The following is a 22,876-nucleotide window of genomic DNA, read 5'->3' as shown; positions in this document are numbered from 1 at the left end:
AAGGAGCACCATGTCCAACCTCGTCGTCCCCGCCCCCGCCGCCACCGCAACCCCGGCCGAGACCCGTCCGAAGAAGCCGCGCGCCGGAGTCGTCGCCTCGCGGCGCGCCCGCTGGGGCTGGGTCTTCGTCGCCCCGTTCGGGATCTTCCTCGTGGTCTTCCTGATCACGCCGCTGATCTACTCGTTCATCCTGAGCCTGCAGAACAAGACCGTCGCCACCGGCAATCAGTGGGTCTGGTTCGCGAACTACGCGAAGGCCTTCTCGGATCCCCTCTTCCTCGAGGGCGTCTGGCTGGTGGTGCGCTTCGCCCTCATCCTGATCCCGATCCAGATGCTGGTCTCGCTGATCGCCGCGCTGATGCTGGACGCGCTCACCTCGCGGTTCTCGCGGTTCGCCCGGCTGATGATCTTCGTGCCCTACGCGGTGCCCGCCGTGATCGGCGCCCTGATGTGGGGCTTCCTCTACAGCCCGTCCTTCGGGCCCGCCACGGAGGTGTTCGGCTGGCTCGGTCTCGACGCGCCGAACCTGCTGGGCAAGGACTCGATCTTCGGCAGCCTGGTCAACGTCGTCACCTGGCAGTGGGCCGGCTACTACATGATCATCATCTACGCGGCCCTGCAGGGCATCGACCCCGCGGTCTACGAGGCGGCACGCCTGGACGGCGCGAGCGCGATCCAGACGGCGCTGCGGATCAAGATCCCGATGATCTCCTCCTCGATGGTGCTGATCCTCGTCTTCGCCCTCATCGGCACGCTGCAGTTCTTCACCGAGCCGCAGATCCTGCGCTCGCTGGCGTCGGGCTCGATCGACGCGTCGTACACGCCGAACATCTACGCGTACACGCTCGCCTTCTCCTACAACCAGTTCAATTACGCCTCCGCGATCTCCTTCGCGCTGGGTCTCGTGGTGTTCCTCGGGTCCTACCTGTTCCTGATGGCCACCAAGAAGAGGAACGGACTCTCATGAGCACCCTCTCGCTCGCCCCCAAGCGCGACCGCGTCCAGCGACGCGACGACGCCGTCCGGGCGCGGAGCCGCCGCGGCGGCCGCCAGCTGCTCCCGCACGTGATCCTGCTCGCCTTCGTCGTCTACTTCGCGCTCCCGTTCTGGTGGCTCGTCGTGGCCTCGACCAAGGACCAGGTCGGCCTGTTCTCGGGCACCGTCAGCCCGCTGTGGTTCGGCGACTCCTTCGAGTTCTTCACCAACATCGGCTCGCTGTTCACCTACTCGAACGGCCTCTACTGGAAGTGGCTCGGCAACTCGTTCCTCTACGCCTTCGCCGGCGGACTCGGAGCGACGGTGCTGTCGGTGCTCGCCGGCTACGGCTTCGCGGCGTACGCCTTCAAGGGCCGCAACGCCTTCTTCTCGCTGGTCCTGGGGTCGGTGATGGTGCCGGCGACGGCCCTGGTCATCCCGCTGTTCGTCATGTTCAGCACCGCCCAGCTCACCAACACCGTGTGGGCGGTCATCCTGCCCTCGATGCTCAACCCGTTCGCCGTCTACCTCATGCGCGTCTACACGCAGGACGCGGTGCCGGAGGAGATGCTCGACGCCGCCCGGATGGACGGAGCCGGCGAGATCACGGTCTTCTTCCGCGTCGCCCTGCCGCTGCTGCGCCCCGCACTCGTGACGGTGCTGCTGCTCTCCGTCGTCGGGACCTGGAACAACTACTTCCTCCCCCTCGTGATGCTCTCGAATTCGCAGCTCTTCCCGGTCACCGTCGGACTCGGCACCTGGCAGACCCAGGCATCGGTCAACACCGGCGGGCAGTCGCTGTGGAACCTCGTCATCGTCGGCGCCCTGATCTCCGTCATCCCGCTGATCGTCTCGTTCCTCACCCTGCAGAAGTACTGGCAGGGCGGACTCTCCATCGGCTCCGTCAAGTGACGCCGACCGCCGCCGGGACTCCCGCATCACCGCTCACCTCAGCACGATCCAGAAAGGCTCTGCCATGACCGACGCCTCCCGCGCCGTCTCCCCGCCCGCGACCGCGCGCGTCTTCCTCGACCCCGCCGCGGTGGTCGCTCCCGTGAATCCGCGGCTGTTCGGCTCGTTCGTCGAGCACCTGGGCCGCTGCGTCTACGACGGGATCTACGAGCCCGGGCACCCGACCGCGAACGAGGACGGCTTCCGCCTGGACGTCGTCGAGCTGGTCAAGGAGCTCGGCTCGACCACGGTCCGCTACCCGGGCGGGAACTTCGTCTCCGGCTACCGCTGGGAGGACGGCGTCGGACCGCGCGAGGACCGTCCGCGTCGCCGCGACCTGGCCTGGCACTCCCTCGAGACCAACGAGGTGGGCCTGGACGATTTCGCGAAGTGGGCGAAGCTGACCGGCAGCGAGATCATGTACGCCGTGAACCTCGGCACCCGCGGCGTCCTCGAGGCGCTCGACGTCCTCGAGTACGCGAACGGCAAGGCCGGCACGTTCCTCGCCGACCAGCGGATCGCGAACGGGTCGCCGGAGCCGCACGACATCCGCATGTGGTGCCTGGGCAACGAGATGGACGGCCCCTGGCAGGTCGGCCACATGAACGCCGACGACTACGGCAAGCTCGCCTCCCGCACCGCGAAGGCCCTGAAGATCGCCGACCCGTCGCTCGAGCTCGTGATCTGCGGGTCGTCGGGTTCGTCGATGCCGACCTTCGGCGAGTGGGAGCGGGTGGTCCTCGAGCACGCGTACGACGACGTCGAGTACGTCTCCTGCCACGCCTACTACCAGGAGTACGACGGCGACCTGGGGTCGTTCCTGGCGTCCTCGCTCGACATGGAGTACTTCATCTCCACCGTCGCGGCGACCGTCGACCACGTGAAGCACAAGCTGAAGAAGTCGAAGGACATCAAGCTGTCCTTCGACGAGTGGAACATCTGGTATCTCAAGGAGCATCAGGAGGAGGAGGCCGCCCTCGCCGCCGCCGACACCAGCGGTGCCCGGGAGTGGCCGTACGCGCCGCGGCTGTTGGAGGACGTCTACTCGGTCGCCGACGCGGTCGTGCTCGGCAACCTCATGATCACGCTGCTGAAGAACTCGGACCGGGTCACCTCGGCGTCGCTCGCGCAGCTCGTCAACGTCATCGCGCCGATCATGACCGAGCCGGGCGGAGCCGCGTGGCGCCAGACCACGTTCTTCCCGTTCTCCACCACCGCGCGCCTCGCCTCGGGCTCGGTCCTGCAGCCGCGGATCGAGGTCGGGTCCTACTCCACCGCGCGGCACGGCGACGCGCCGCTGGTCGACTCCGTCGCCACGCTCGACGACGGCCGCGCGGCCGTGTTCCTCGTGAACCGCTCGACGACCGACGCCCTCGAGGTCACGGTCGACGTGAACGGCCTCGGCGTCTCCACCGTCGCCGAGGCGGTCGCCCTCTTCGACGAGGACGTCTACGCGAAGAACACCAAGGACGACCAGAACCGCGTCGGCCTCAAGCCCGTCGACGCCGACCTGGCGGACGGCGTGCTGACGCTGACGCTGCCCCCGGTCTCCTGGACCGCCGTCTCCCTGACGGCGTAGCGCCCGGATCGGGTGGGTCTCGATACGCGGGCCTGCAGCCCGCTACTTGACCAGCATGAAAGGCGAGCTGCGCTCCCTGTTCTTCAAGGGCGCGGGCATGCGCGAACAGGGGCGCGGGCGCGGGCGCTCCATGCTGATCGAGTAGCCCGCGCAGCGGGCGTATCGAGATCCCCCACCGCAGGCACGTCGGCCGCCGGGTCTCGATACGCGGGCCTGCGGCCCGCTACTCGACCAGCATGGAAGGCGAGCTGCGCTCCCTGTTCTCCAAGGGCGCGGGCGCTCCATGCTGATCGAGTAGCCCGCGCAGCGGGCGTATCGAGATCCACCCTCCGTCGGCCGCCGGGTCTCGATACGCGGGCCTGCGGCCCGCTACTCGACCAGCATGAAAGCTGCGGCCCCGCTGCTCGACCGGCAGGGGAGGCACGCGGGCGGGCGGCACGGGCGGCCGGCACGGGCGGCCGGTCAGTCCCGGTAGCCCTCGATGATCTGGCGGGCGAGGGTCGTGATCGGCGTGGAGGTCGAGCGCGAGCGGGAGCGGAGGATCTCGAAGGCGCGGTCGACGGTGGTGCGCTGGGAGTAGGCGATGATGCCCTTCGCCTGCTCGATCAGGACGCGGCTGTCGAGGGCGCGCTGCAGCTGCTCCTGGGTGACGGAGCTCTCGCGGAGCGCGCGCTGGTGCAGGATGCCGATCGTCGCGACGTCGGCGAAGGCCTGCACGACGGCGATGTCGTCGGGGTCGAGGGTGCCGGTGCCGGCCTGGAAGAGGTTGAGCGAGCCGATCGTGGTGCCCCGCGAGCGCATCGGCACGCAGTGCGCAGCGCGGACGCCGAGGTCGCGCGAGCGGGTGCGGAACTCGGCCCAGCGGTCGTCGACCGCGAGCGTGTCCGGCACGATGACGGGGCGCCCGGTGTCGTAGCACTCGATGCACGGGCCGGCGGTCTCGAGCTGCAGCAGCTCGATCAGGCGGGTGTCCTCGTCCGTCGAGGCGAGCACCTCGAGCGTGCCCTCGGGGCTGGCGAGCACCAGGCCCGCCGAGACCGCGTCGAAGAGGGTCGCGCTGCTCTCGACGAGCGTCTGTGCGAAGTCGACGACGTCGTAGTCGTCGATGAGCGTGTCGGAGAGGGCCACGAAGGTCGCGATGACGCTCCGCTCGCGGGAGTTGATCACCATGAGTCGTCCTGAACGGTGAGCGGGCGGTCGGGGAAGCCGTCCTGGCGGGCGACGATGTCCTGGGCGACGTCGACGAGGGGGCGGTGCTGGGCGAACGCGTGGGCCCTCAGCAGCACGAGGGCGTCGTCCGAGTCGATGCGGTAGCGGGCGATGATCATGCCGGTCGCCTGGTGGACGACCCTCCGGGACCCGGGGTTGCTGCTCACCTCGTCCGCGTCGTCGTGGAGCACCGCGGCGAGCACCCGGAGCGAGGTGGCGGGCGACTGCGCCGAGATCTCGGTGAGCGCGGCGTCGTCGAGGGTGATCGGGGCGCGGGTGTAGAGGTCGACGGCGCCGATCGAGAGCCCGGCGAAGGTGAGCGGGAAGGCGAACACCGAGCGCACGTCGAGGGCGTCCACCGCCTCGGCGAAGAGCGGCCAGCGCACGTCGGTGCCGGTATCGAGGAGGGACACGGGGGCGCCCGCGGCGATCGCGTCCCAGCAGGGGCCCTGGCCGAGGTCGAGCTGGATCTCGTCGAGCCGCGCGGCCGTCTGGTCGCTCGCGGCGATCGTCTCGCCGCCGAAGGTGCGGCCGAGGGTGGAGATGGCGACGCCGTCGATCGGGTACCCGCGCAGATACGGGTCGCAGAGGACGGCGGAATCGGTCATCGCGCCCACCCTAGCCGCCGCGGTGCCGGGACGCGCGGGTCGGAGCGACGAGGCGGCCGCCTGCAGTGTCGCCACGTCGGCGTCGGCCCCGCGCCGCTCATGCCGCGTCGGGTGCGACGTCGTCCTCGGCGTCGTTCGTGAGAATCGTGATCGCCGTGAACGGGGTGATCAGGATGATCGCGGTGCTGGCGCGGCCCTCGCCGTGGTTCACGGTGAGCCACTGCGGGGTCTCCGCGGCGAGGGCGGCGTCCACCTCGACCCGGAACTGGGCGGCGGTGCGGTCGCTCACCGTGTAGGGCGCTCCGTCGTAGAGGATGTCGAGCCGGCGCATCAGTGCGCCTCCCGGTCGATCGTGCGGACGTGCTCGGTGTCGGGCTCGGCGACGACGTAGAGGCCGCCGGCGGAGTTGGCGAGATCGGTGAGCGCGGCGATCCAGGCGGGGTTGATGCGGGGCATCCGCCCGCCGAAGTACTTGTAGCGCAGGCCGACCGCGGGGTGCAGCCAGATGGCGCTGCGGCCGTCGCCCATGCTGTGGTCGTCGCGCCAGCTGAGCAGGAAGGACTCGTTGCGGCGGAGCTTCGCGGTGATGACGATCTGCAGGTGCGCGAGCACCCTGTCCTCGAAGTCGATCTCGACGGATCCGTCGTAGAACAGTTTTCCCATCGCCGTCTCCAGCCTTCGTCACAGCCGGCGGGCGCCCGCGTGATCGACACCTTTCTCCACTTCGACTCCGGCGGCAACCGCGACGGACTCTCGCTTCCCTTCCGTCCCCTCCCCGATCTGTCAAGGACCTCCCCCGGCGCGGGGACCGCGACCGAGCATGGTGGCATGAAGCACATCCTCTTCGCGGACAAGACGATCCTGCTCGGGGACGACGCAGCGGACGCCCTGGTGGCGTACGCGGTCGCACTCGGCGCGAACCGCACGGCCGACCGGGTCGAGTACACGGGGATCGGGGCGGACGGCGCGACGATCCAGGTGTCGTTCCTGCTGAACTCCGGCGCGTCGCTCGTCTCGGAGACGACGCCGTCCGAGTTGCCCGAGCCGGACAACCACGAGGAGGTGCAGCGGATCCGCGCGCGCACCGAGGCGCTCGTCGGGTCGCACCCGGTCCAGCCGGGCGACGGCGGTCTGACTTCGGACTTCGACGTCGAGAGCGCTCTCGACTACTGAGCGGTTCCTCCCGGTCGAGGGCTGATGAGAAAGGAGTCGACATGGTCTGCGAGTTCCCGGTGTGGGTGCACCTGGCCCGGAAGACGCCGGTGCGCGCGGCCGTGCGGGGCCGGGTCTACGAGATCGGCGCTCCCGAGCGCCCGGACGGCGAGGTGCTGCTGACGGTCTGGACCGGAGGGCGCGCCGTCGGTCAGGTGCTGGCGACGGAGCCGCCGGTCTTCCGCCGCCTCGGCCCGCGGGCCGACCCTGAGCCGCAGCCCGTGAGCGGCATCCCCGACCTGCTGGAGTGCGCGGCCGGGCTGCGTTAGACCGAGCGGGTCCGGGCGCGTGCCGGTCGAGTGGCCCCGCCGGGGCGTCTCGAGCAAGGGGTGGATCTCGATACGCCCGCTGCGCGGGCTACTCGATCAGCATGGGGCGGGCCGCTGCGCGTGGCACTCGGGGCGCGTGTCGGCGGCGCCGCGAGATGCCACTTGTGAGCGCGACACGCCGAGGAATGCGTGCACAAGTGGCATCTCGCGGACGGGGGAGGGGCGTCACTGCCAGAGGACGATGCGGTGGCCGGCGACGTCGGCCACCAGCGCGCGGGTGTCGTAGAGCGCCTCGAGGTGCGGGGCGGTGAGGACCTCGGCGACCGGGCCGTGATGGGCGATGCGGCCGTGGCGGACGGCGACGATGCGGTCGGCGAACCGGGCGGCGACGTTGATGTCGTGCAGGACCACGACGATCGTCATCCCCCGCTCGTCGGCGAGGCGGCGCAGGAGCTTCATCAGCACGACGCCGTGGCGCGGGTCGAGGTTGTTCAGCGGCTCGTCGAGGAGGAGGTGGTCGGTGTCCTGCGCGAGCGCCATCGCGACGAAGGCGCGCTGGCGCTGGCCGCCGGAGAGCTCGTCGAGGAAGCGCTCGCGGACGGCCGAGAGGTCGAGGGCGGCGATCGCGGCGTCGACGTGGGCGCGGTCCTCGGGGGAGGTGCCCCGGCCGCCGTGCGGGAAGCGGCCGTAGGCGACGAGGTCTTCCACGCTCAGGCGGATCGCGACGTGGTTGTCCTGGCGGAGGATCGCCAGGCGCCGGGCGATGTCGCGGGAGCGGGTGGTCGCGACGTCGAGGCCGTCGACGCTGACGCTGCCGGCGGACGGCTTCACCAGGCGGCCGATGGTGGCGAGGAGGGTCGACTTGCCGGAGCCGTTCGGGCCGATGATCGCGGTGAGGCCCGCCTCGAGGGCCAGTGTGACGTCGTCGACGGCGACGACGCTCCCGTGCCGGGTGGTGACGGCGGTGGTCTGGATCATGTCAGCGGGCCCTTCCGGTGAGCACGAGGAGGAGGAAGAGGAGGCCGCCGGCGAACTCGATGACGACCGGCAGCTCGGTGCCGAAACCGAGCACGCGGTCGAGCACGAGCTGGCCGCCGACGAGGGCGACCACTCCGACCGCGACCGCCGCCGGAATGCTGCGCAGGTGCCGGTGGCCGACGACGGTGTAGGCGACGTTGGCGACGATCAGGCCGAAGAAGGCGACCGGGCCCACGAGCGCGGTCGAGGCCGCCACCATCACCGCGACCGCGACGATCACATGCATCACGGTGTGGCGGTGCTCGACTCCGAGGGAGACGGCGGTCGCCTCGCCGAGCGCGAGCACGTCGAGAGAGCGGCGGATCGGCCAGAGAGAGGCGATCGCCGCGGCGACGAGCACGCCGGTCGGCAGCAGCAGCTCGCGGTCGACGGAGGTGAAGCTCGCGAAGGTCAGGTTCTGCACGACGGCGAAGGTGTCCGGATCGAGGAGGCGCTGCAGGAAGCCGGTGACCGAGCGCAGCAGCACGCCGAGGACCAGGCCCGCGAGCACGATCACGTGCAGATCGAGCCGGCGGCGGACGAAGAGCCAGGAGTAGAGGGCCGTGACGACGCCGACCATCAGCACCAGCTCCACCAGCCAGGAGGCGAGTGGCGGCGCCGACACCAGCAGGGCGGGGCCGATCGCGAAGGCGGTCACCACCTGCAGCAGCAGGAACACCGCGTCGAAGCCCATGATGCCGGGGGTGAGGATGCGGTTCGCGGTGACGGTCTGGAAGAGGACGGTGCCGACTCCGATCGCCGCGGCCGCGATCACCATACCGAGAACGGTGCGGGTGCGCAGGCCGAGCGCGTACTCCCAGCGGCCGGGCAGATCGGTGACGAGGTAGAGGGCGACGACGGCGACGGCGATCGCGGCGAGGAGCACCAGGCGCGGGCCGGGGCTGCGCAGGGCCGCCGGGCGGAGGGCGCGGGCGGCGCGGCGGGGTGCGAGGGCGGTCACGCGGCGGTCCTCCGACGGGCGGGCCCGATCAGCAGGCGGAGGAAGACGAGGCCGCCGAGGATCCCCATCACCAGGGAGATCGGCAGCTCGAACGGGAAGCGGACGGTGCGGGCGACCAGGTCGCAGGCGAGGACGAGGGCCGCTCCGAGCAGGGCGACGAGCGGCACGGAGCGGCGCATGGTGTCGCCGACGAGCCGGCTGACGAGGTTGGGCACGATCAGGCCGAGGAAGGGCAGGGCGCCGGTCACGACGATCATCACTCCGGTGACCGCGGCGATGATGACGACGCCGGTGAGCATCACCGCGCGGGTGTCGAGGCCGAGGCCGCGCGCGGTGTCCTCGCCGAGGGCGGCGACGGTGAAGCGGTCGGCGGCGATCCAGGCCACGGCGGCGGCGGCCGCGGCGACGTAGAGCATCTCGTAGCGGCCGCGGAGGATGCCGGAGAAGTCGCCGATGCCCCAGTTCAGGAGCTCCTGCTGGGTGTCGGTGCGGTAGGCGAGGAAGGTGGTGGCGGCGCCGATCACTCCGGAGTAGAGGAGGCCGACGACGGGCACGAGGACGCTGGAGCGCGCCGGGATGCGGCGGGACAGTGCGAGGAAGCCGAGCACGCCCGCGAGGGCGCCGACCGCGGCCAGCGCCGCCTTCGCTCCCATCGGCAGCGCAGGGGCGAGCAGGAGGACTCCGAGCAGAGCGAGGGTCGCGGCGTCGGTCGCGCCGGTGGTGCCGGACTCGACGAGGCGGTTGCGGGTGAGCAGCTGCAGGATCAGGCCGGTGACGGCGAACGCCGCGCCGGCGAGGATCAGGGCGAGGGTGCGGGGGAGGCGGCTCTCGACGAGGACGAACGCGTCGAGCTCGGCGACCCCGAGGAACAGCGAGAGCGTCGCGAGGGCGGCGACGAGCGCCACCCCCGCGACGGTCAGCGCGCGGACGGGAGGACGGACCACGCGGGGAGCGCTCAGCTCTGCATCGCGTCGTGCACGCTCTCGAGCACGTTCTGCACGGCGGTGAGGCCGTTGATCACGATGTACAGCTCGCTCGCGGGCAACTGGACGATGCGGTCGTTCTGCGCGGCGGGGGTCTGCGCGACGAGGGCGTTGTCGAGGGTCGCCTCGGCGGTGCTCGCGGCGCCGGTGGCCGCGCCGCGGTCGAAGGCGAAGATCCACTCGGGGGCGGCGGTGAGGAGGAACTCGTTGGTGACGGTGTCGCCGTGCGGGGATCCCTCCGTGCCGGGCAGCTCGGCCGCGGCGACGGCGGGGGTGAAGCCGAGATCGTCGAAGAAGTAGCCGAAGCGGGAGCCCTCGCCGAAGGCGCTGTACTCGCCGCCGGAGACGGAGAGCACGAGGGCGCTGCCGTCGGCCCGGTCCTCGATGGTCGCGGCGAGCTGCTCGGTGGCGGCGGCCTGGGCGGCGACCTCCTCCTCGCGGTCGAAGATCTCGCCGAGCTGGGTGGCTCGCTCGAGGGCGGCGGCGGGGTCGAAGGTGCCGGCGTAGCTGCCGGTCAGGTCGATCGTGGTGGCGATCTCGGACAGCTCGTCGTACTGGCCGGTGCTGCGCGCGGCGGTGACGATGAGGTCGGGCTCGAGCTCGGCGACGGCCTCGAAGTCGGGCTCGAAGAGCGTGCCGACCTTCGGCAGGTCGGCGTACTCGGCGAGGTACTCGGGCAGGGTCGCGTCCGGGATCGCGACGACCGCGTCGCCGGCACCGATGGTGTGCAGGGTGTCGAGGGTCGCGATGTCGAAGGTGACCACGGCGGAGGGGGACGCGGGGACCTCGACGGAGGTGCGGGCGACGGCCGTGTCCTCCTGGTAGGACTGCTCGCCGTCCTCCTCGACGAGGGTCAGCGTGGGCTTGGCGTTCTCGACGACGATCGTGGCTGCGGCGGCGTCGCTCGGGGCGGCTCCGGAGGCGCCGGACGAGCAGCCGGCGAGGGCGACGGAGGCGGCGGCGAGACCGGCGATCAGCAGGGGGATGCGAGAGCTGGATGTGCGATGCATGAGGGTAGGCTAGCCTAACTCTCAGTAAGGGTGGCCTCAGTTCTGGCGGTGGGCGGATCTACTTGGAAGAGACGCCCGCAGACATGTTGGTCGAGTAGCCCCGCAGGGAGGTATCGAGACCCGCCCACCTAAGGACGTCGGTCTGTTCCCCGCCCTGCGCTGGCGCCGGAGGCGCCCCCTCCGCCCGATACGCCCGCTTCGCGGGCTACTCGATCAGCATGCAGGGGCCGCTGTGCGGGCTGGTCGGGGTCGCGAGATGCCACTTGTGAGCGCTTTTGACGGCGTGTCGGCCGCACAAGTGGCATCTCGCGGGAGCGCAGGGTGTCGCGTTGTCGCGGCAGGGTGATCAGTGGTCTCGGCGTGGTCCTCGGGGTGACGAGGGGCGGGTCGTCAGGTTCGATCCGACAGAGAACGCTATGAGACCGATGAAGAGGTAGTTGGCATGTGCTTCTCCCTTCGGGCCCTCGAGCGTTCCCGTCTGGATGAGCCACGCCAACACGCCGAACCACACCGCGAGAGGGGCGAGGGCGAGGGCTGTGCCGAGCTTCGGCCCTGCTCTCCCGGACAGGGCGCCGAGACCGAAGAGGACGGCGCCCACTGCGACGAGCATCACGTTATTGCTCTAGCAATCCCTGGTCCACGGCCACCACACGCCCGCGGGCCCTCCGAGTCCGACGACGTAGTGAATAGAGATGCATTTGCCGCCGGCCACTTGAGACGTGCCAATGGCGGCAACCGTCGTGCAAGCAACCGAAAGCAGTCTGGCGAACGGCACGGGCGACTTGCTTAGTACGCCAGCGCAGGCCCCATAGCCGCCCACTGCCGTGAAGCTCTCTTGCCTGTTCAGGTGAACTTGGATGTACAGGCCAAAGAAGTCGACAGTGGGGTCGGCGACGACGGGGAAAGCCGCTTCCGCGGTGTCGATGACCTGAGTCAGTGTGGAGCCTGATATCTCGTAATGCGTGGAGAGCGAGCGTCCCAGAGCGTCGACCGCCCACGGCGCTTCGATGCCCCCTATGAATTCATCACCCTCCGAGATGCTCACTGATCCGTTATCGAGAAGGAGAAGCTGGGTGTCGCTCCCGAAGGTCCAGTGTGGGTGGTCGTTCGTGGGGGTGCGGAGGACTGCTGAGAATCGCGTCGCGCCTTCCCTGGGATGACTGATCGCGTAGGTGATGGATTCGTCCTCCACCGTTGCGAACTGTTCCGACTCGGAGATTGCGGCGTCGTCCGAAGCACCCAGAGTGACCGACAGGTCTGCGCCCTCCACCGCGACGGTCGGGCCGTCGTCGCCGGCGTGAACAGCGGGCAGCTGGGCGTCGGCCGGAGTCGATGACCCGACAGCGACGGTCTCAGCCCTCTCGAGAACGTCTGCGACGGAGTACGTGTCCGCGTTCGCGACGCTCGGTAAGCATGTCGATATGAGGACCGCAGTCACGGCGGCCGCGGTCGACCCGAATGTGCGTCTAGCTTTCATTTCTTGTCCTTCTCTCTACTGGGTCAGGTTGATCCAGGTGCTGGGATCGACGAGAGGGCGGAGGTATTCACTCCTCGATCGAGATACTGGCGACAGGTGGTGTGTTCACAGCACGGCTCAACCCGGGTCGAGCGGACGCCGAGCCGATTCAGATACTTGTGATGAAAATCAAGGCACTTCATGCCGCGACGCGTCATTCGAGTAGTTCACCGCCATCGGTGATCTGGACAAGAAGTGTGCGCCTGCGAATCGATTTCTGAATTGTATCCATGCTTGTGGATGGGCATCTGAATAGGAATGTCCACCGGACGCCAGCCGGTTCCTTTTCGTGACTCAGTTTGGTCGGTATTGGGCGGCTCCTTCAAGACCTGGCGCGAGACCGGTAGTTTTTCGGCGCGGAATGTCCGTTGGCAAAAAATTCTGGCTCACGTGGGTCTCGATACGCCGCTGCGCGGCTGCTCGACCGGCATGAGGAAGGCCCGGGAGCAGCGGAGGTGGAGGTCCATGTTGGTCGAGTAGCCCCGGAGGGGAGTATCGAGACCCGGCGTGCTCGGCTGGGCGGGTCTGCAGGCTGGAGTTCTTGCCTGGGAGGATCTCGATACGCCCGCTGCGCGGGCTACTCGATCAGCAGGGAGGGGCCGCTTCGCGGGCCGCCCGGTCAGTGTGATCGGGCCCGCGAGATGCCACTTGTGTACGCGACACGCCGAGGGATCCGTGCACAAGTGGCATCTCGCGGTGACGTCAGAGGTCGATCGTCAGCTCGGAGGCTGCGGCTCGGGAGACGCAGGGGTACATGACGGGGGAGTCGGGGGACGTCGTCAGGGAGTCGCGGTGGTCGACGGGGCCCGCGAGGACGGGGATGGCGCAGGAGCCGCAGACGCCGCGGAGGCAGGAGCCGGTGACGGGGATGTCGCGGGAGGTCAGGGCGTGCAGCATCGACTGGCCGGCGCCGACCTCGACGGAGACGGCGGAGCGGGCGCAGTGCACGGTGAACGGGGCGTTGGGGCGGGCGGCGACGGGCTTCGGCTCGAAGCGCTCGAGGTGCAGGCTGCCCGCGGGCCAGGCGGACATCGCGGCGGCGATCGCGTCGAGGAAGCGGGCGGGGCCGCACGCCTGCACGGCGACTCCGGGGCGGGGCTCCGCCAGAAGCGCGGGGAGGTCGAGGCGGCCGCGGAAGCGGAGGGAGGCCGGGATTGCGGAGGACGGGGCCGGCGTGTTCGGATCTGCGGAGTCGGGGGCCGCAGAAACCGGAGCCGCGAAGTTCGGGTCCGCGGAGTTCGAGGCCGGGGAGTCCGGGGCCGGGGTGTGCACGGTGACGCGGTCGCCGAGCGCGGCCAGCTCGCGGCGGAACGGCAGGTGGGCGGCGCTGCGGACGGCGTAGTGCAGGCTCCACGGGGCTCCGTCGCGGTCGAGGCGCTGGGCGAGCGGAAGGATCGCGGTGATGCCGATGCCGGCCGCGAGGAGCAGGTGCTCGTCGGCGCTCGCCGGCGGGAAGAGGGAGCGCGGCGGGCGGACGTGCACGGTGGCGCCGACGCGGAGGAAGTCGTGGAGGTACATCGAGACGCCGCGCGAGCGCTCCTCGCGGAGGACGGCGATCCGGTATCGGCGGCGGTCGGCGGGGTCGCCGCAGAGCGAGTACTGCCGCTCCTGCCGGGTGATCAGCTGGACGTCGAGGTGCGCGCCCGGCTCCCACTCGGGCAGGTCGCCGCCCGCGGGGTCGGCGAGCTCGAGCGCGACGACGCCCTCCGCCTCCGGCACGATCGCGGTGACGACGAGCGGGATCCGGCCCGCGCGGTCGCTCACGCCGGCACCTCGATCAGGCATCGCGGCGCCGCGCCGGGACCCGCTGCGTCAAAACCAGCGATGTCAGGACCCGCCGCGTCGGGACCCGCCACGTCAGGTCCCGCCGGATCGGGACCCGCCACGTCAGGTTCCGCCGGATCAGGACCCGCCGTGTCAGGACCCGCGACATCGAGACCCGCCACCTCAGGACCCGCCACGTCAGTACAGCGTCCGGTAGCCGAGGTCCGAGGCGTCGTCGATCGCGCGCGCGACCTCGGCGCTCAGCCCGGAGGCCTCGGCCCACATCGTGCCGGCGCTCGGCACCTCCGCGGCGAGATCCTGCATCTCCGGGTCCCAGAGCCGCGAGCGCAGCAGGGCGCGTCCGCAGTGCAGGTAGACCTGCTCGATCTCGACGACGGTGGCGAGGTCCGGGACGACGTGGTCCTGCTCGAGCATCGCGAGCAGCTCCGGGGCGTCGGTGACGTACGCGGAGCCGTTGATCCGGAGCGTCTCGGTCATGCCGGGCACGAAGCAGACCAGGCCGACGTGGCCGTTCTCGAGGATGTTGGAGAAGGAGTCGCCGAGGCGGTTGCCGAGGCGGTCGGGGATGACCACGGTGCGGTCGTCGAGGGCGCGAAGAAAGCCGGGGCGGTCGCCGCGCGGGGAGCTGTCGCAGCGGCCGGCGGCGTCGCTGGTGGAGAGGCAGGCGAACGGCGAGTGCGCCAGGAAGACGCGGCAGCTGCGGTCGAGCCGGTCCATGATCTTGTCGCGCGCCGGCTGCTCGGGCTCGCCGAGGACCGCCCGCAGGGCCTCGGGGGAGAGGGCGCGGTAGCGGGTCACGCGAGCGCCCCGGCGGGAGTCGGCGCGTCGGATGCCCGGCCGACCGCCAGCCGATCCAGCGCCAGCTGCGCGAGGGTCTCGGCGTGCAGGCCGAGCAGCGCGTCGTCGAAGACCGCGGACTCCGAGTGCATCGAGGGGGCGCCCTCGGCCGGGACGCCGGGCGGGCGGGTGCCGAGGAAGAGGAGCGTGCCGGGGATCTCGTCGAGGACGTAGGCGAAGTCCTCCGACGCCATCGACGGCGCGGGGAGGCGGAGCACGCGGTCGGCGCCGTGCCGGGCGGTGAGCGACGCGATCACGCGCTCGGTCTCCTCCGGGTCGTTGTGGGTGACGGGGTAGGAGTCGATGAACTCGGTCTCGACGCCGCAGCCGTGCGCCGCGGCGATGCCGGCGGCCAGCTCGGCGAGCGAGGAGCGGACGAGGGTGAAGGTGTCGCGGGAGAGCGTGCGGATGTTGAGCATCAGCTCGACCCGCGCGGCCAGGACGTTGGGCGCGGTCGAGTCGCTGACGATGCTCACGACCGAGACGACGGCGGGGTCGGTCGCCGGGACGCGGCGGGCGACGAAGGTCTGCAGGGCCTGCACCAGGGCGGCCGCCGCGGGGATCGGGTCGACGGCGAGGTGCGGGAACGCGGCGTGCCCGCCGGTGCCGGTCACGGTGATCCGCATGCCGCTGGCGCTCGCCATCATCGGGCCGGAGCGGGTGACGAAGAGGCCGGAGTCGGTGGAGCAGTCGACGTGCATCGCGAAGGCGGCGACCGGGCGCTCGCCGGCGGCGTCGAGGACGCCCTCCTCGATCATCAGGCGGCCGCCGGCGAAGCCCTCCTCGCCGGGCTGGAGCATCAGGACGACGGTGCCGGCGAGCTCGTCGCGGCGGGCGGCGAGCAGGCGGGCCGCGCCGATCAGCCCGGCCATGTGCAGGTCGTGGCCGCAGGCGTGCATCGCGCCGTTCGTCGCGGCGAAGGGCAGCCCGGTCGCCTCGACGACGGGGAGCGCGTCCATGTCGGCGCGCAGCAGCACGACCGGTCCGGGGCGGCCGCCGCGGAGGACGGCGGTGATCGAGCCGAGGCCGCGGCCGGTCGTGATCTCGAGGCCGAGCGGGGCCAGCTCCTCGAGCAGCAGCGCCTGGGTGCGCGGGAGGGCGAGGCCGAGCTCGGGGTCGGCGTGCAGGCGGCGGCGCAGGCGCACCAGGTCGTCGTGGAGGCCGGGGATCACTGCGGAGTCTCCGGCCGCATCGAGGCGTGCACGCGGCGCATCCGCTGGGCGAGCGCGGGGTTCGAGTACGGCCCCGGCGCGTCGAGCGCCGCGGTGACCCGGTCGACGACCTCCGCCGGCTTGTCCTGGCTCATCTTCTCCTTGGCCTCGAGCCGGGTGACCCGGAGCCGGAAGCCGACCGTGCCGTGCACGATCCGCTCGGCGTAGGCCGCGTTCTCGGCGCTGATCCGGAGGCGGAACGGCTCGGGCAGCTCGTCCTCGAAGTGGTCGACGAGCCGCTCCAGCACGGCGAGGTTCTCCTCGTCGCCGAGCAGCTCGGGCACGCCCCAGACGTGCACGGCGGCGAAGTTCCAGGTCGGCACCGCCTTCGTGACGCCGTACCAGCTGGGCGACACGTAGCCGTGCGGGCCCTGGAAGACGACGGCCAGCTCGGACTCGCCGAGCCGGTGGGCGCGCTCGTCGGGCCGGCCGACGTGGCTGACCAGCACGAGCTCGTCGGGGTCGGCGCCGGGGAGCGGCTCCTCCAGCAGGAACGGGTAGTGCGAGACGACGACGCCGTCCTCGGTGGCGCTGACTATCGTCGCCCAGGGCGTCGCGCGGATCAGGGCGCGGATCTCGGCGGGGTCGGTCATCGCGTACTCGGTGCTCTCACGCATCGGCGGTCCTCTCGGCGCGGGCGGCGGTCCGAGCCAGGATCGCAGCGAATTCGGGCCAGAGCTCCACCGGGATGTCGTGACCCATCTCCTCGTAGAGGTGCAGCTCGGCCTGGGGCAGGATCCGCGCGGTCTCGAGCGCGGCGCTCCAGTGCAGGCTCTGGTCGCCGCGGCCGTGGAGGACGGCGACCGGCACGGTGACCTTCGCCATCGCCTCCCGCCGCTCGAGCGGCCCGCGCAGCAGCGCGTTCCACTGCCGGATCAGCCCGGTCGGGGTGTAGGCGCGGTCGTAGTAGCGGGCGCCGAGTGCGGCGCTCGCCGCCTCGTCGAAGGGGAAGCCGGGCGATTGGTAGTGCCGCTGGCCGCCGACGAACATGGCGATGTAGGCGTCGCGGTCGAGGACCTCCGGGACCTCGGTGATCGGCTGCCCGGTGTGCTCGCCGACCAGGAACTCCGGCGCCGAGCTGAGCGAGGTCGACATCAGGCCGAGCGAGGCGACCCGCTCCGGGTGCAGGATCGCGACCAGCTGCGCGATGTAGCCGCCCATCGACATGCCGGTGAGGTGCGCGCGCGCGATCCCGAGCTCGTCGAGCACGGCGACGACGTCGAGCGCCATGTCGGCGAGGTCGTAGCCGGCAGTGGTGTCCTCCGGGCCGCCGGTCGCCTGGCTGAGGCCGACGTCGCGGTTGTCGGTGCGGACGACGAAGAAGCCGTGCTCGGCGAGCAGCTCGCAGAAGCGGTCGTCCCAGCCGATCAGCTGGGCGCCGCCACCGTGCAGCAGGACGAGCGGGCGGCCGGACGGGTCGCCCGTCGTCTCGTAGTGCACGGCGACGCCGGCCGGGGTGGTGATCAGGGGCATGGCGGGAGGGTCCTGTCGGGGAGGAGCGAGTGGCTGTGGAGAACGGGCGGCCTGCGCGGCCTGTGGAGGAGAGGTGTCCTGTGGAGAACGCGCGGGTCTGCGCTGCCTGTGGAGGAGAGTCGGCCTGTGGAGGACACCGGTCCGGCGCGGCCCTGTGGAGGAGAGTCCGTCAGAGCACGGACCAGGTCGGCCGGCCGCCGAGGAGGGTCGCCGCGACGGGTGTCGTGCGCAGCTCCGCGTCGTCGGCGGCCGCCGGGTCGCGGTCGAGCAGCACGAGGTCGGCCGCGGCTCCCACGGCGACGGTCGCCCCGCGGGTGCTCGCCGCGAGCGCGACGTCGAACGGCAGCCGCTCGGCCGGGTGCCAGGCCTCGCGGCCGTCGCGGCGGCGGCTGACGGCGGCGGCCAGCGAGATCCACGGGTCGAGCGGGGCGACCGGCGCGTCGGAGCCGAGGGCGAGGGTCGCGCCGGCGGCGTGCAGCGAGGCGAAGGCGAAGGAGCGGTCGGTGCGGCCGGCCCAGTGCCGGTCCGCGACGTCGCGGTCGTCCATCGCGTGCTCCGGCTGCACGCTCGCGACGAGCCCGAGGCGGCCGAAGCGGGCGAAGTCCTCCGCCGCGACGAGCTGGGCGTGCTCGATCGTGCCCGCGAGGCGCAGTCGCTCGAAGACGTCGAGCACCTCGGCGTTCGCGCGGTCGCCGATGGCGTGCACGGCCGGGAGGATGCCCGCGTCGCGGGCGCGGACCAGCAGGCCCTCCACCTCCTCGGGCGCGACGCTCAGCACGCCGCAGGGGTGCGGGTGGTCGGCGGCGATCCCGGGGTAGGGGTCGAAGCAGTAGGCGGTGCGGGTGTTCAGCGAGCCGTCGACGACGATCTTGAGGCGGCCCATCCGGGCGAGGCCGGCCGGATCGAGGGCGTCGCCGGTGCGCAGCCCGCGGGCGATCGCGTCGTCGAGCCGGTCGGGCCAGACCGAGGTCTCGACGCGCAGGGATGTGACGCCCTCCGCGATGCGGGCCGGCCAGGCGCGGGAGTTGTCGGCGTTCTCGAACTCGACGATGCCGACGACTCCGCGGGCCGCGGCGGCCTCAGCGGTCTCGCGGTAGGCGGCGACGGAGGGCAGGCCGACGGCGTCGATCAGGTCGAGCGTGCCGATCCACTCCGTCTCGCGCAGCACCCCGTCCTCCGGGATCGACAGGCCGAAGCGCCGGCCGGCCGCGCTGTTGAGCCAGCCGCAGTGCAGGTCGCCGCTGATCAGGACGAGCGGCCGATCGGGCGCGATCGCGTCCAGGGCGGCGCGGGTCGGCGCGTCCGTCCAGAGGCCGTCGCGGAAGCCGTAGCCGATCAGCACGGCGTCCTCGCGCACCGGCAGCGCCGCGCGCATGATCGCCACGGCCTCGGCGGCGCTCGCCGCGGGCGCGAGGTCGACCCGCTGCCTCCGCACCACCCACTGGGTGAAGTGCACGTGCGCGTCCCAGAAGCCGGGCGCGAGGAAGCGGCCGTCGGCGTCGAGCGCCTCGGTGCTGCCCGGCAGCGTGCCGGCCGGGGCGATCTCGGCGATCGCGCCGTCGCGCAGCAGCAGGTCGGCGGGGGCGTCCTGCCCCGCGAAGCGAGCGGAGCGGATCAGGAGCTCGGTCATGCGTCCTCCAGGTCGAGAGGCCGGCCCATCACGGGCACGGCCCGGAGCAGCTGCCTCGTGTACGGGTCGGCGGGATCGGACAGCACGGTGTCGGTCGTGCCGTGCTCGACGAGGCGCCCGCCGCGCATCACCGAGACCTCGTCGCTGACGTAGCGGACGACGGCGAGGTTGTGCGAGATGAAGAGCATCGTGAGGTCGAGTCTCTGCTGCAGCTCCCGGAGGAGGTTGAGCACCACGCCCTGCACCGAGACGTCGAGCGCCGAGGTGATCTCGTCGGCGATCAGCACCTGCGGCTCGGCGGCCAGCGCCCGGGCGATCGTGATCCGCTGGCGCTGCCCGCCGGAGAAGGCGGTCGGGCGGTCGTCGGCGCGCGCCGGGTCGATGTGCACCAGGTCGAGCAGCTCGCGGACCCGGTCGTCGCGGGCGGCGGCGGAGTGGCGCCGGCCGGTCGCGAGCAGTCCCTCGGCGATCGAGGCGCCGACGCTCATCCGCGGGTCGAGTGCGGACAGCGGGTCCTGGAACACCATCTGCACCCGGCGGCGCGCGGCCCGGGCGGACGGCTCGCGGCTGGTGATGTCGACGCCGTCGAGCAGGATCCGGCCGGAGTGCAGCGGGGTGAGGCCGACCGCGACCCGCGCGACCGTCGACTTGCCGGAGCCGGACTCGCCGACCAGTCCGTGGGTGGTGCCGGGCCGGACCGTGAGATCCACGGCGTCGACGGCCGTGGTCGCCGAGCGGCCGTGGCCGAAGCGCACGGTCACCGCCTCGTAGCGCAGCTCGCTCATGCGGTCAGTGCCTCCTGGTCGTGGGCGGTCAGGTCGTGGGCGGGCTCGTCGTGGGCGGTCCGGTCGGCGGAAGGCGGCTCCTCGTCGATCGCCGCGATCACCGGGAGCGCCGCGCTCCGGTCGGTCGCCATGTCCGGCACGCAGGCGATCAGCCCGCGCGTGTAGGGGTGCCGCGCCTCGTCGAGGCGGTCCGCGGCGATCTCCTCGACCACCCGACCGTCGCGCATCACCACGATCCGGTCGCAGAAGCCGCTGACCAGCGCGATGTCGTGCGAGATGAAGAGGATCGCCGCTCCGGTCGCGGTCTGCGCCTCGCGCAGCGCCTGCATCACCTGCCGCTGCACGGTGACGTCGAGCGCGGTGGTCGGCTCGTCCGCGATCAGCAGCCGCGGCGTGCCCATCAGGCCCATCGCGATCATCGCCCGCTGCCGCATGCCGCCGGAGAACTCGTGCGGCAGCCGGCCGACCCGCTTCTCGGCGTCCGGGATGCGCACCAGGTTCAGCTTGTCGATCGCGCGGCGCAGCGACTCGGCGCGCGGGGTGCGGGCGTGCACCTCGCTCGCCTCGCGCAGCTGGCGGCCGATGGTGAGCGCCGGGTTGAGCGAGGTCAGCGGGTCCTGGAAGATCATCGCCTGCTCGAGACCGAGGCGCCGGCGCTCGGCGGCGTTGGGCACCGCGGTCATGTCGATGCCGCGGAAGACGAGCTGCTCGCTGGTGACCAGCGCGTCGGGGCCGAGCAGCCCGGCGACGGCGCTCGCCGTGACCGACTTGCCCGAGCCGCTCTCGCCGACGATGCCGACGGTCTCGCCGGGCAGGATCGTCAGGTCGACGCCGTGGACGCGCTCGGTCATCGCGCCGTCGCGGCCGGGGAACGCCACGCGCAGCCCGGACATCTCGACGACGGGCATCGCGTCGGTGACCGCGGCGACGACCTCGTCCGAGCGCCGGCGCTTCACGGCCTTCACCGGGCGGCGGCGCGAGGACGACTCGCTGAAGACCTCGCCGAGCAGGGCGAAGACGACGCCGACCAGCACCACGGCGATGCCGGGGCCGATCGCGGCCATCGGATCGACGTAGATCCGCTTCGCGCCCTCGTTGAGCAGCCGGCCCCAGTCGTACTCGGGCGCCTGGACGCCGAGGCCGAGGAAGGACAGCGCGGCGAAGGAGAGCAGTGTGACGGAGGCGTGCGCGGCCGAGTTGACCAGCAGCGGCGGCAGGATGTTCGGCACCACGTGCCGGACGGTCGTGCGCAGCGGGCGGCTGCCGAGCATCCCGGCGGCGCGGACGTAGTCGCTGGACGAGACCGAGGCCGCGAGCGTGCTGGTGAGCCGCGCGAAGACCGGGATGCCGGCGAAGCCGACGGCGAGCATCGCGCCGACCGCGGTCGTGCCCCAGATCACCGAGAAGAACAGCGCGAGCAGCAGCCAGGGGAAGGACAGCAGGATGTCGATGAGGCCCGCGATCAGCCGCTGCAGCAGGCGGGGCAGCAGCACCGCGACGACGCCGAGCAGCACGCCGCCGACGACCGAGATGCCGGTCGCGCCGAGGGTGAGCAGCACCGAGACGCGGGTGGCGACGACGACGCGGGCGAGGAGGTCGCGGCCGAGGTCGTCGGTGCCGAAGGGGTGCGCGAGGCTCGCGCCCTGCTGGCGGTCGGCGATCGAGCGCTCGGTGGCCAGGTCGCCGAAGAGGATCGGGCCGAGGATCGTCGCGAGGACCACCAGGACGAGGCCGACGGCGGCGGCGACGCCCTGCGGGGTGCGCAACGACTCCGGCAGCCGGTGGGCGAGGGACGGGCGGGGGGAACAGGATGCAGTGCTCATGGCTCAGGCCTCCGCGATGGCCGACCGCGGGTCGAGCGCGGCGAGCAGCAGGTCGATGACGAGGTTGGCGGCGAGGACCAGGACGGCGTACATCAGCACGATGCCCTGGATCAGCGGGTAGTCCTTGGTGGTGATCGACGAGACGATCGTCGATCCGATGCCCGGGATGACGAAGACCGTCTCGATCAGCACCGTGCCGGCGACGAGGCCGGTGAGCACCACTCCGCCCGCGGTCAGCGTCGCCGTGACGATGTTGGGCAGCGCGTGCCGGAGGTAGAGCAGGTGCCCCGGCAGCCGCTTGCTGCGCGCGGTGGTGAGGTACGGCGCTTCCAGCACCCGCACCATCTCGACGTGCACGATGCGCGCGAGGTAGGCGAGCGGGCCGATGGCGAGCGCGAGCACCGGCAGCATCGCGTACTCCGGGCCGCCCCAGCCCGCGGACGGCGCGAGCGGCACGACGATGCTGAACAGCCAGATCAGCACGACCGCGAGCAGGAAGTTGGGGATCGCGATCACGACGCCGAGCAGTCCCGAGACGCCGAGGTCGAGCGTGCGGTGCCGGCCGGCGCGGGCCGAGACGGCCGTCGCGACGCCGATCGGGAACGCGCCGAGCGCGGCGACCGCGAAGGCGACGACCGAGAGCATCAGCGTGGCGGGCAGCCGCTCGGCCAGCGTGCTGCCGACCGGGCGCTGCGTGCTGATCGAGGTGCCGAGGTCGCCGCGCAGCAGCCCGCCGAGGTAGTTCGCGAACTGCTGGCCGATCGGCAGGTCGAGGCCGAGGGTGCTCCGCAGCACCGCCACGGTCTCGGCCGGAGCCGTCGGGCCCAGGGCCGCGCGCACCGGGTCGCCGGGCACGAAGTGGACCATGAAGAAGGAGGCGATCAGCACGATCACCAGCGAGACCGCCGCGCGGGCGAACCGCTTGAGCAGGAAGGCGAGGCGCGGGGAGCCGACCACGCCGAGCAGACGATCCCCCCGGCGCGGACCGGCCGCGGGCGCGCTCGGCGGGGAGGCCGGTGACAGCGGGGCCGTGGGTCGCACC

23 protein-coding genes are annotated in these 22,876 nt (G+C 71.8%); 5 read left to right on the top strand and 18 right to left on the bottom strand.

What is annotated here, in order from left to right:
* Window positions 1-10 precede the first annotated feature (10 nt).
* The 3 genes from EDF45_RS19835 to EDF45_RS19825 all read left to right on the top strand — a co-directional run bounded on the left by EDF45_RS19835 (window position 11) and on the right by EDF45_RS19825 (window position 3,505).
* On the top strand, window positions 11-967 hold the full coding sequence (locus EDF45_RS19835) for a carbohydrate ABC transporter permease (protein ID WP_123737625.1): 957 nt from the start codon (window positions 11-13) through the stop codon (window positions 965-967).
* A complete protein-coding gene (locus tag EDF45_RS19830) occupies window positions 964-1,887 on the top strand; it encodes a carbohydrate ABC transporter permease (protein ID WP_123444558.1) in 924 nt (307 codons plus the stop codon). The genes EDF45_RS19835 and EDF45_RS19830 overlap by 4 nt, the downstream gene beginning before the upstream one ends.
* 64 nt (window positions 1,888-1,951) lie before the next feature.
* Window positions 1,952-3,505, top strand: a complete 1,554-nt coding sequence (locus tag EDF45_RS19825) for an alpha-N-arabinofuranosidase (RefSeq protein WP_123737626.1) — start codon at window positions 1,952-1,954, stop codon at window positions 3,503-3,505.
* A gap of 462 nt (window positions 3,506-3,967) precedes the next feature.
* Here EDF45_RS19825 and EDF45_RS19820 read toward each other — a convergent pair whose 3' ends face one another.
* The 4 genes from EDF45_RS19820 to EDF45_RS19805 all read right to left on the bottom strand — a co-directional run bounded on the left by EDF45_RS19820 (window position 3,968) and on the right by EDF45_RS19805 (window position 5,985).
* Window positions 3,968-4,675: a GAF and ANTAR domain-containing protein gene (locus EDF45_RS19820; protein ID WP_123737627.1), complete on the bottom strand. Its 708-nt coding sequence runs from the start codon at window positions 4,673-4,675 to the stop codon at window positions 3,968-3,970.
* Window positions 4,669-5,322 (bottom strand): GAF and ANTAR domain-containing protein, encoded by a 654-nt coding sequence (locus tag EDF45_RS19815; RefSeq protein WP_148060347.1) that lies wholly within the window; start codon window positions 5,320-5,322, stop codon window positions 4,669-4,671. Before EDF45_RS19815 ends, EDF45_RS19820 begins: the two co-directional genes overlap by 7 nt.
* A 97-nt stretch (window positions 5,323-5,419) precedes the next feature.
* Entirely contained in the window at window positions 5,420-5,653 is a 234-nt protein-coding gene (locus tag EDF45_RS19810; RefSeq protein WP_123737629.1) for a hypothetical protein, read from the bottom strand.
* Complete coding sequence (locus tag EDF45_RS19805) at window positions 5,653-5,985, bottom strand: ATP-dependent DNA ligase (RefSeq protein WP_123737630.1); 333 nt, start codon at window positions 5,983-5,985, stop codon at window positions 5,653-5,655. The genes EDF45_RS19810 and EDF45_RS19805 overlap by 1 nt, the downstream gene beginning before the upstream one ends.
* Before the next feature lie 165 nt (window positions 5,986-6,150).
* Between EDF45_RS19805 and EDF45_RS19800 the strand changes: the two genes are divergently transcribed.
* Window positions 6,151-6,495 (top strand): hypothetical protein, encoded by a 345-nt coding sequence (locus EDF45_RS19800; protein WP_123706266.1) that lies wholly within the window; start codon window positions 6,151-6,153, stop codon window positions 6,493-6,495.
* A 41-nt stretch (window positions 6,496-6,536) separates the two neighbouring features.
* Window positions 6,537-6,803: a hypothetical protein gene (locus EDF45_RS19795; protein WP_123737631.1), complete on the top strand. Its 267-nt coding sequence runs from the start codon at window positions 6,537-6,539 to the stop codon at window positions 6,801-6,803.
* 225 nt (window positions 6,804-7,028) lie between these two features.
* Here EDF45_RS19795 and EDF45_RS19790 read toward each other — a convergent pair whose 3' ends face one another.
* The 14 genes from EDF45_RS19790 to EDF45_RS19725 form a co-directional block, all read right to left on the bottom strand.
* Window positions 7,029-7,781 carry an ABC transporter ATP-binding protein gene (locus tag EDF45_RS19790; RefSeq protein ID WP_123737632.1) on the bottom strand — a complete coding sequence of 251 codons (753 nt, stop codon included), beginning with the start codon at window positions 7,779-7,781 and terminating at the stop codon, window positions 7,029-7,031.
* A gap of 1 nt (window position 7,782) precedes the next feature.
* Window positions 7,783-8,781, bottom strand: coding sequence for an iron chelate uptake ABC transporter family permease subunit (locus EDF45_RS19785; protein ID WP_260312335.1), 999 nt, complete (start codon window positions 8,779-8,781; stop codon window positions 7,783-7,785).
* On the bottom strand, window positions 8,778-9,725 hold the full coding sequence (locus EDF45_RS19780) for an iron chelate uptake ABC transporter family permease subunit (protein ID WP_243582183.1): 948 nt from the start codon (window positions 9,723-9,725) through the stop codon (window positions 8,778-8,780). The genes EDF45_RS19785 and EDF45_RS19780 overlap by 4 nt, the downstream gene beginning before the upstream one ends.
* A gap of 11 nt (window positions 9,726-9,736) precedes the next feature.
* Entirely contained in the window at window positions 9,737-10,774 is a 1,038-nt protein-coding gene (locus tag EDF45_RS19775) for a siderophore ABC transporter substrate-binding protein (protein ID WP_123737633.1), read from the bottom strand.
* Window positions 10,775-11,396: 622 nt separating this feature from the next.
* Window positions 11,397-12,251, bottom strand: a complete 855-nt coding sequence (locus tag EDF45_RS19770) for a hypothetical protein (RefSeq protein WP_123737634.1) — start codon at window positions 12,249-12,251, stop codon at window positions 11,397-11,399.
* A gap of 741 nt (window positions 12,252-12,992) precedes the next feature.
* On the bottom strand, window positions 12,993-14,054 hold the full coding sequence (locus EDF45_RS19765; protein ID WP_123737635.1) for a PDR/VanB family oxidoreductase: 1,062 nt from the start codon (window positions 14,052-14,054) through the stop codon (window positions 12,993-12,995).
* 198 nt (window positions 14,055-14,252) lie between these two features.
* Window positions 14,253-14,873, bottom strand: coding sequence for an MSMEG_1061 family FMN-dependent PPOX-type flavoprotein (locus EDF45_RS19760; protein WP_207901671.1), 621 nt, complete (start codon window positions 14,871-14,873; stop codon window positions 14,253-14,255).
* A complete protein-coding gene (locus tag EDF45_RS19755; protein WP_221181168.1) occupies window positions 14,870-16,084 on the bottom strand; it encodes a M20 family metallopeptidase in 1,215 nt (404 codons plus the stop codon). Before EDF45_RS19755 ends, EDF45_RS19760 begins: the two co-directional genes overlap by 4 nt.
* Entirely contained in the window at window positions 16,081-16,740 is a 660-nt protein-coding gene (locus EDF45_RS19750; protein ID WP_123737636.1) for an FMN-binding negative transcriptional regulator, read from the bottom strand. Before EDF45_RS19750 ends, EDF45_RS19755 begins: the two co-directional genes overlap by 4 nt.
* Window positions 16,733-17,596, bottom strand: coding sequence for an alpha/beta fold hydrolase (locus EDF45_RS19745; RefSeq protein WP_123706270.1), 864 nt, complete (start codon window positions 17,594-17,596; stop codon window positions 16,733-16,735). Before EDF45_RS19745 ends, EDF45_RS19750 begins: the two co-directional genes overlap by 8 nt.
* Before the next feature lie 169 nt (window positions 17,597-17,765).
* On the bottom strand, window positions 17,766-19,226 hold the full coding sequence (locus tag EDF45_RS19740) for an amidohydrolase (RefSeq protein WP_123737637.1): 1,461 nt from the start codon (window positions 19,224-19,226) through the stop codon (window positions 17,766-17,768).
* A complete protein-coding gene (locus tag EDF45_RS19735; protein WP_123448029.1) occupies window positions 19,223-20,011 on the bottom strand; it encodes an ABC transporter ATP-binding protein in 789 nt (262 codons plus the stop codon). The genes EDF45_RS19740 and EDF45_RS19735 overlap by 4 nt, the downstream gene beginning before the upstream one ends.
* A complete protein-coding gene (locus EDF45_RS19730; RefSeq protein WP_148060348.1) occupies window positions 20,008-21,834 on the bottom strand; it encodes a dipeptide/oligopeptide/nickel ABC transporter permease/ATP-binding protein in 1,827 nt (608 codons plus the stop codon). The genes EDF45_RS19735 and EDF45_RS19730 overlap by 4 nt, the downstream gene beginning before the upstream one ends.
* Window positions 21,835-21,837: 3 nt before the next feature.
* Entirely contained in the window at window positions 21,838-22,875 is a 1,038-nt protein-coding gene (locus tag EDF45_RS19725; protein ID WP_221181497.1) for an ABC transporter permease, read from the bottom strand.
* Window position 22,876: the final 1 nt, after the last annotated feature.

It is taken from the genome of Rathayibacter sp. PhB186, assembly GCF_003751825.1.
GTDB classification, from domain to species: Bacteria; Actinomycetota; Actinomycetes; order Actinomycetales; family Microbacteriaceae; genus Rathayibacter; species Rathayibacter festucae.
The sequence above is the reverse complement of the archived record's forward strand: the minus strand, read 5'-3'. Positions and strand labels throughout refer to the sequence as shown.

Bases quoted from the DNA above. Each gene is read 5' to 3' on its own strand.
- EDF45_RS19810 (WP_123737629.1), bottom strand. From the start codon at position 5,653: ATGCGCCGGCTCGACATCCTCTACGACGGAGCGCCCTACACGGTGAGC.
- EDF45_RS19790 (WP_123737632.1), bottom strand. From the start codon at position 7,781: ATGATCCAGACCACCGCCGTCACCACCCGGCACGGGAGCGTCGTCGCC.
- EDF45_RS19825 (WP_123737626.1), top strand. From the start codon at position 1,952: ATGACCGACGCCTCCCGCGCCGTCTCCCCGCCCGCGACCGCGCGCGTC.
- EDF45_RS19750 (WP_123737636.1), bottom strand. From the start codon at position 16,740: ATGCGTGAGAGCACCGAGTACGCGATGACCGACCCCGCCGAGATCCGC.
- EDF45_RS19795 (WP_123737631.1), top strand. From the start codon at position 6,537: ATGGTCTGCGAGTTCCCGGTGTGGGTGCACCTGGCCCGGAAGACGCCG.
- EDF45_RS19735 (WP_123448029.1), bottom strand. From the start codon at position 20,011: ATGAGCGAGCTGCGCTACGAGGCGGTGACCGTGCGCTTCGGCCACGGC.
- EDF45_RS19815 (WP_148060347.1), bottom strand. From the start codon at position 5,322: ATGACCGATTCCGCCGTCCTCTGCGACCCGTATCTGCGCGGGTACCCG.
- EDF45_RS19820 (WP_123737627.1), bottom strand. From the start codon at position 4,675: ATGGTGATCAACTCCCGCGAGCGGAGCGTCATCGCGACCTTCGTGGCC.
- EDF45_RS19775 (WP_123737633.1), bottom strand. From the start codon at position 10,774: ATGCATCGCACATCCAGCTCTCGCATCCCCCTGCTGATCGCCGGTCTC.
- EDF45_RS19800 (WP_123706266.1), top strand. From the start codon at position 6,151: ATGAAGCACATCCTCTTCGCGGACAAGACGATCCTGCTCGGGGACGAC.
- EDF45_RS19830 (WP_123444558.1), top strand. From the start codon at position 964: ATGAGCACCCTCTCGCTCGCCCCCAAGCGCGACCGCGTCCAGCGACGC.
- EDF45_RS19835 (WP_123737625.1), top strand. From the start codon at position 11: ATGTCCAACCTCGTCGTCCCCGCCCCCGCCGCCACCGCAACCCCGGCC.
- EDF45_RS19770 (WP_123737634.1), bottom strand. From the start codon at position 12,251: ATGAAAGCTAGACGCACATTCGGGTCGACCGCGGCCGCCGTGACTGCG.
- EDF45_RS19740 (WP_123737637.1), bottom strand. From the start codon at position 19,226: ATGACCGAGCTCCTGATCCGCTCCGCTCGCTTCGCGGGGCAGGACGCC.
- EDF45_RS19730 (WP_148060348.1), bottom strand. From the start codon at position 21,834: ATGAGCACTGCATCCTGTTCCCCCCGCCCGTCCCTCGCCCACCGGCTG.
- EDF45_RS19805 (WP_123737630.1), bottom strand. From the start codon at position 5,985: ATGGGAAAACTGTTCTACGACGGATCCGTCGAGATCGACTTCGAGGAC.
- EDF45_RS19745 (WP_123706270.1), bottom strand. From the start codon at position 17,596: ATGCCCCTGATCACCACCCCGGCCGGCGTCGCCGTGCACTACGAGACG.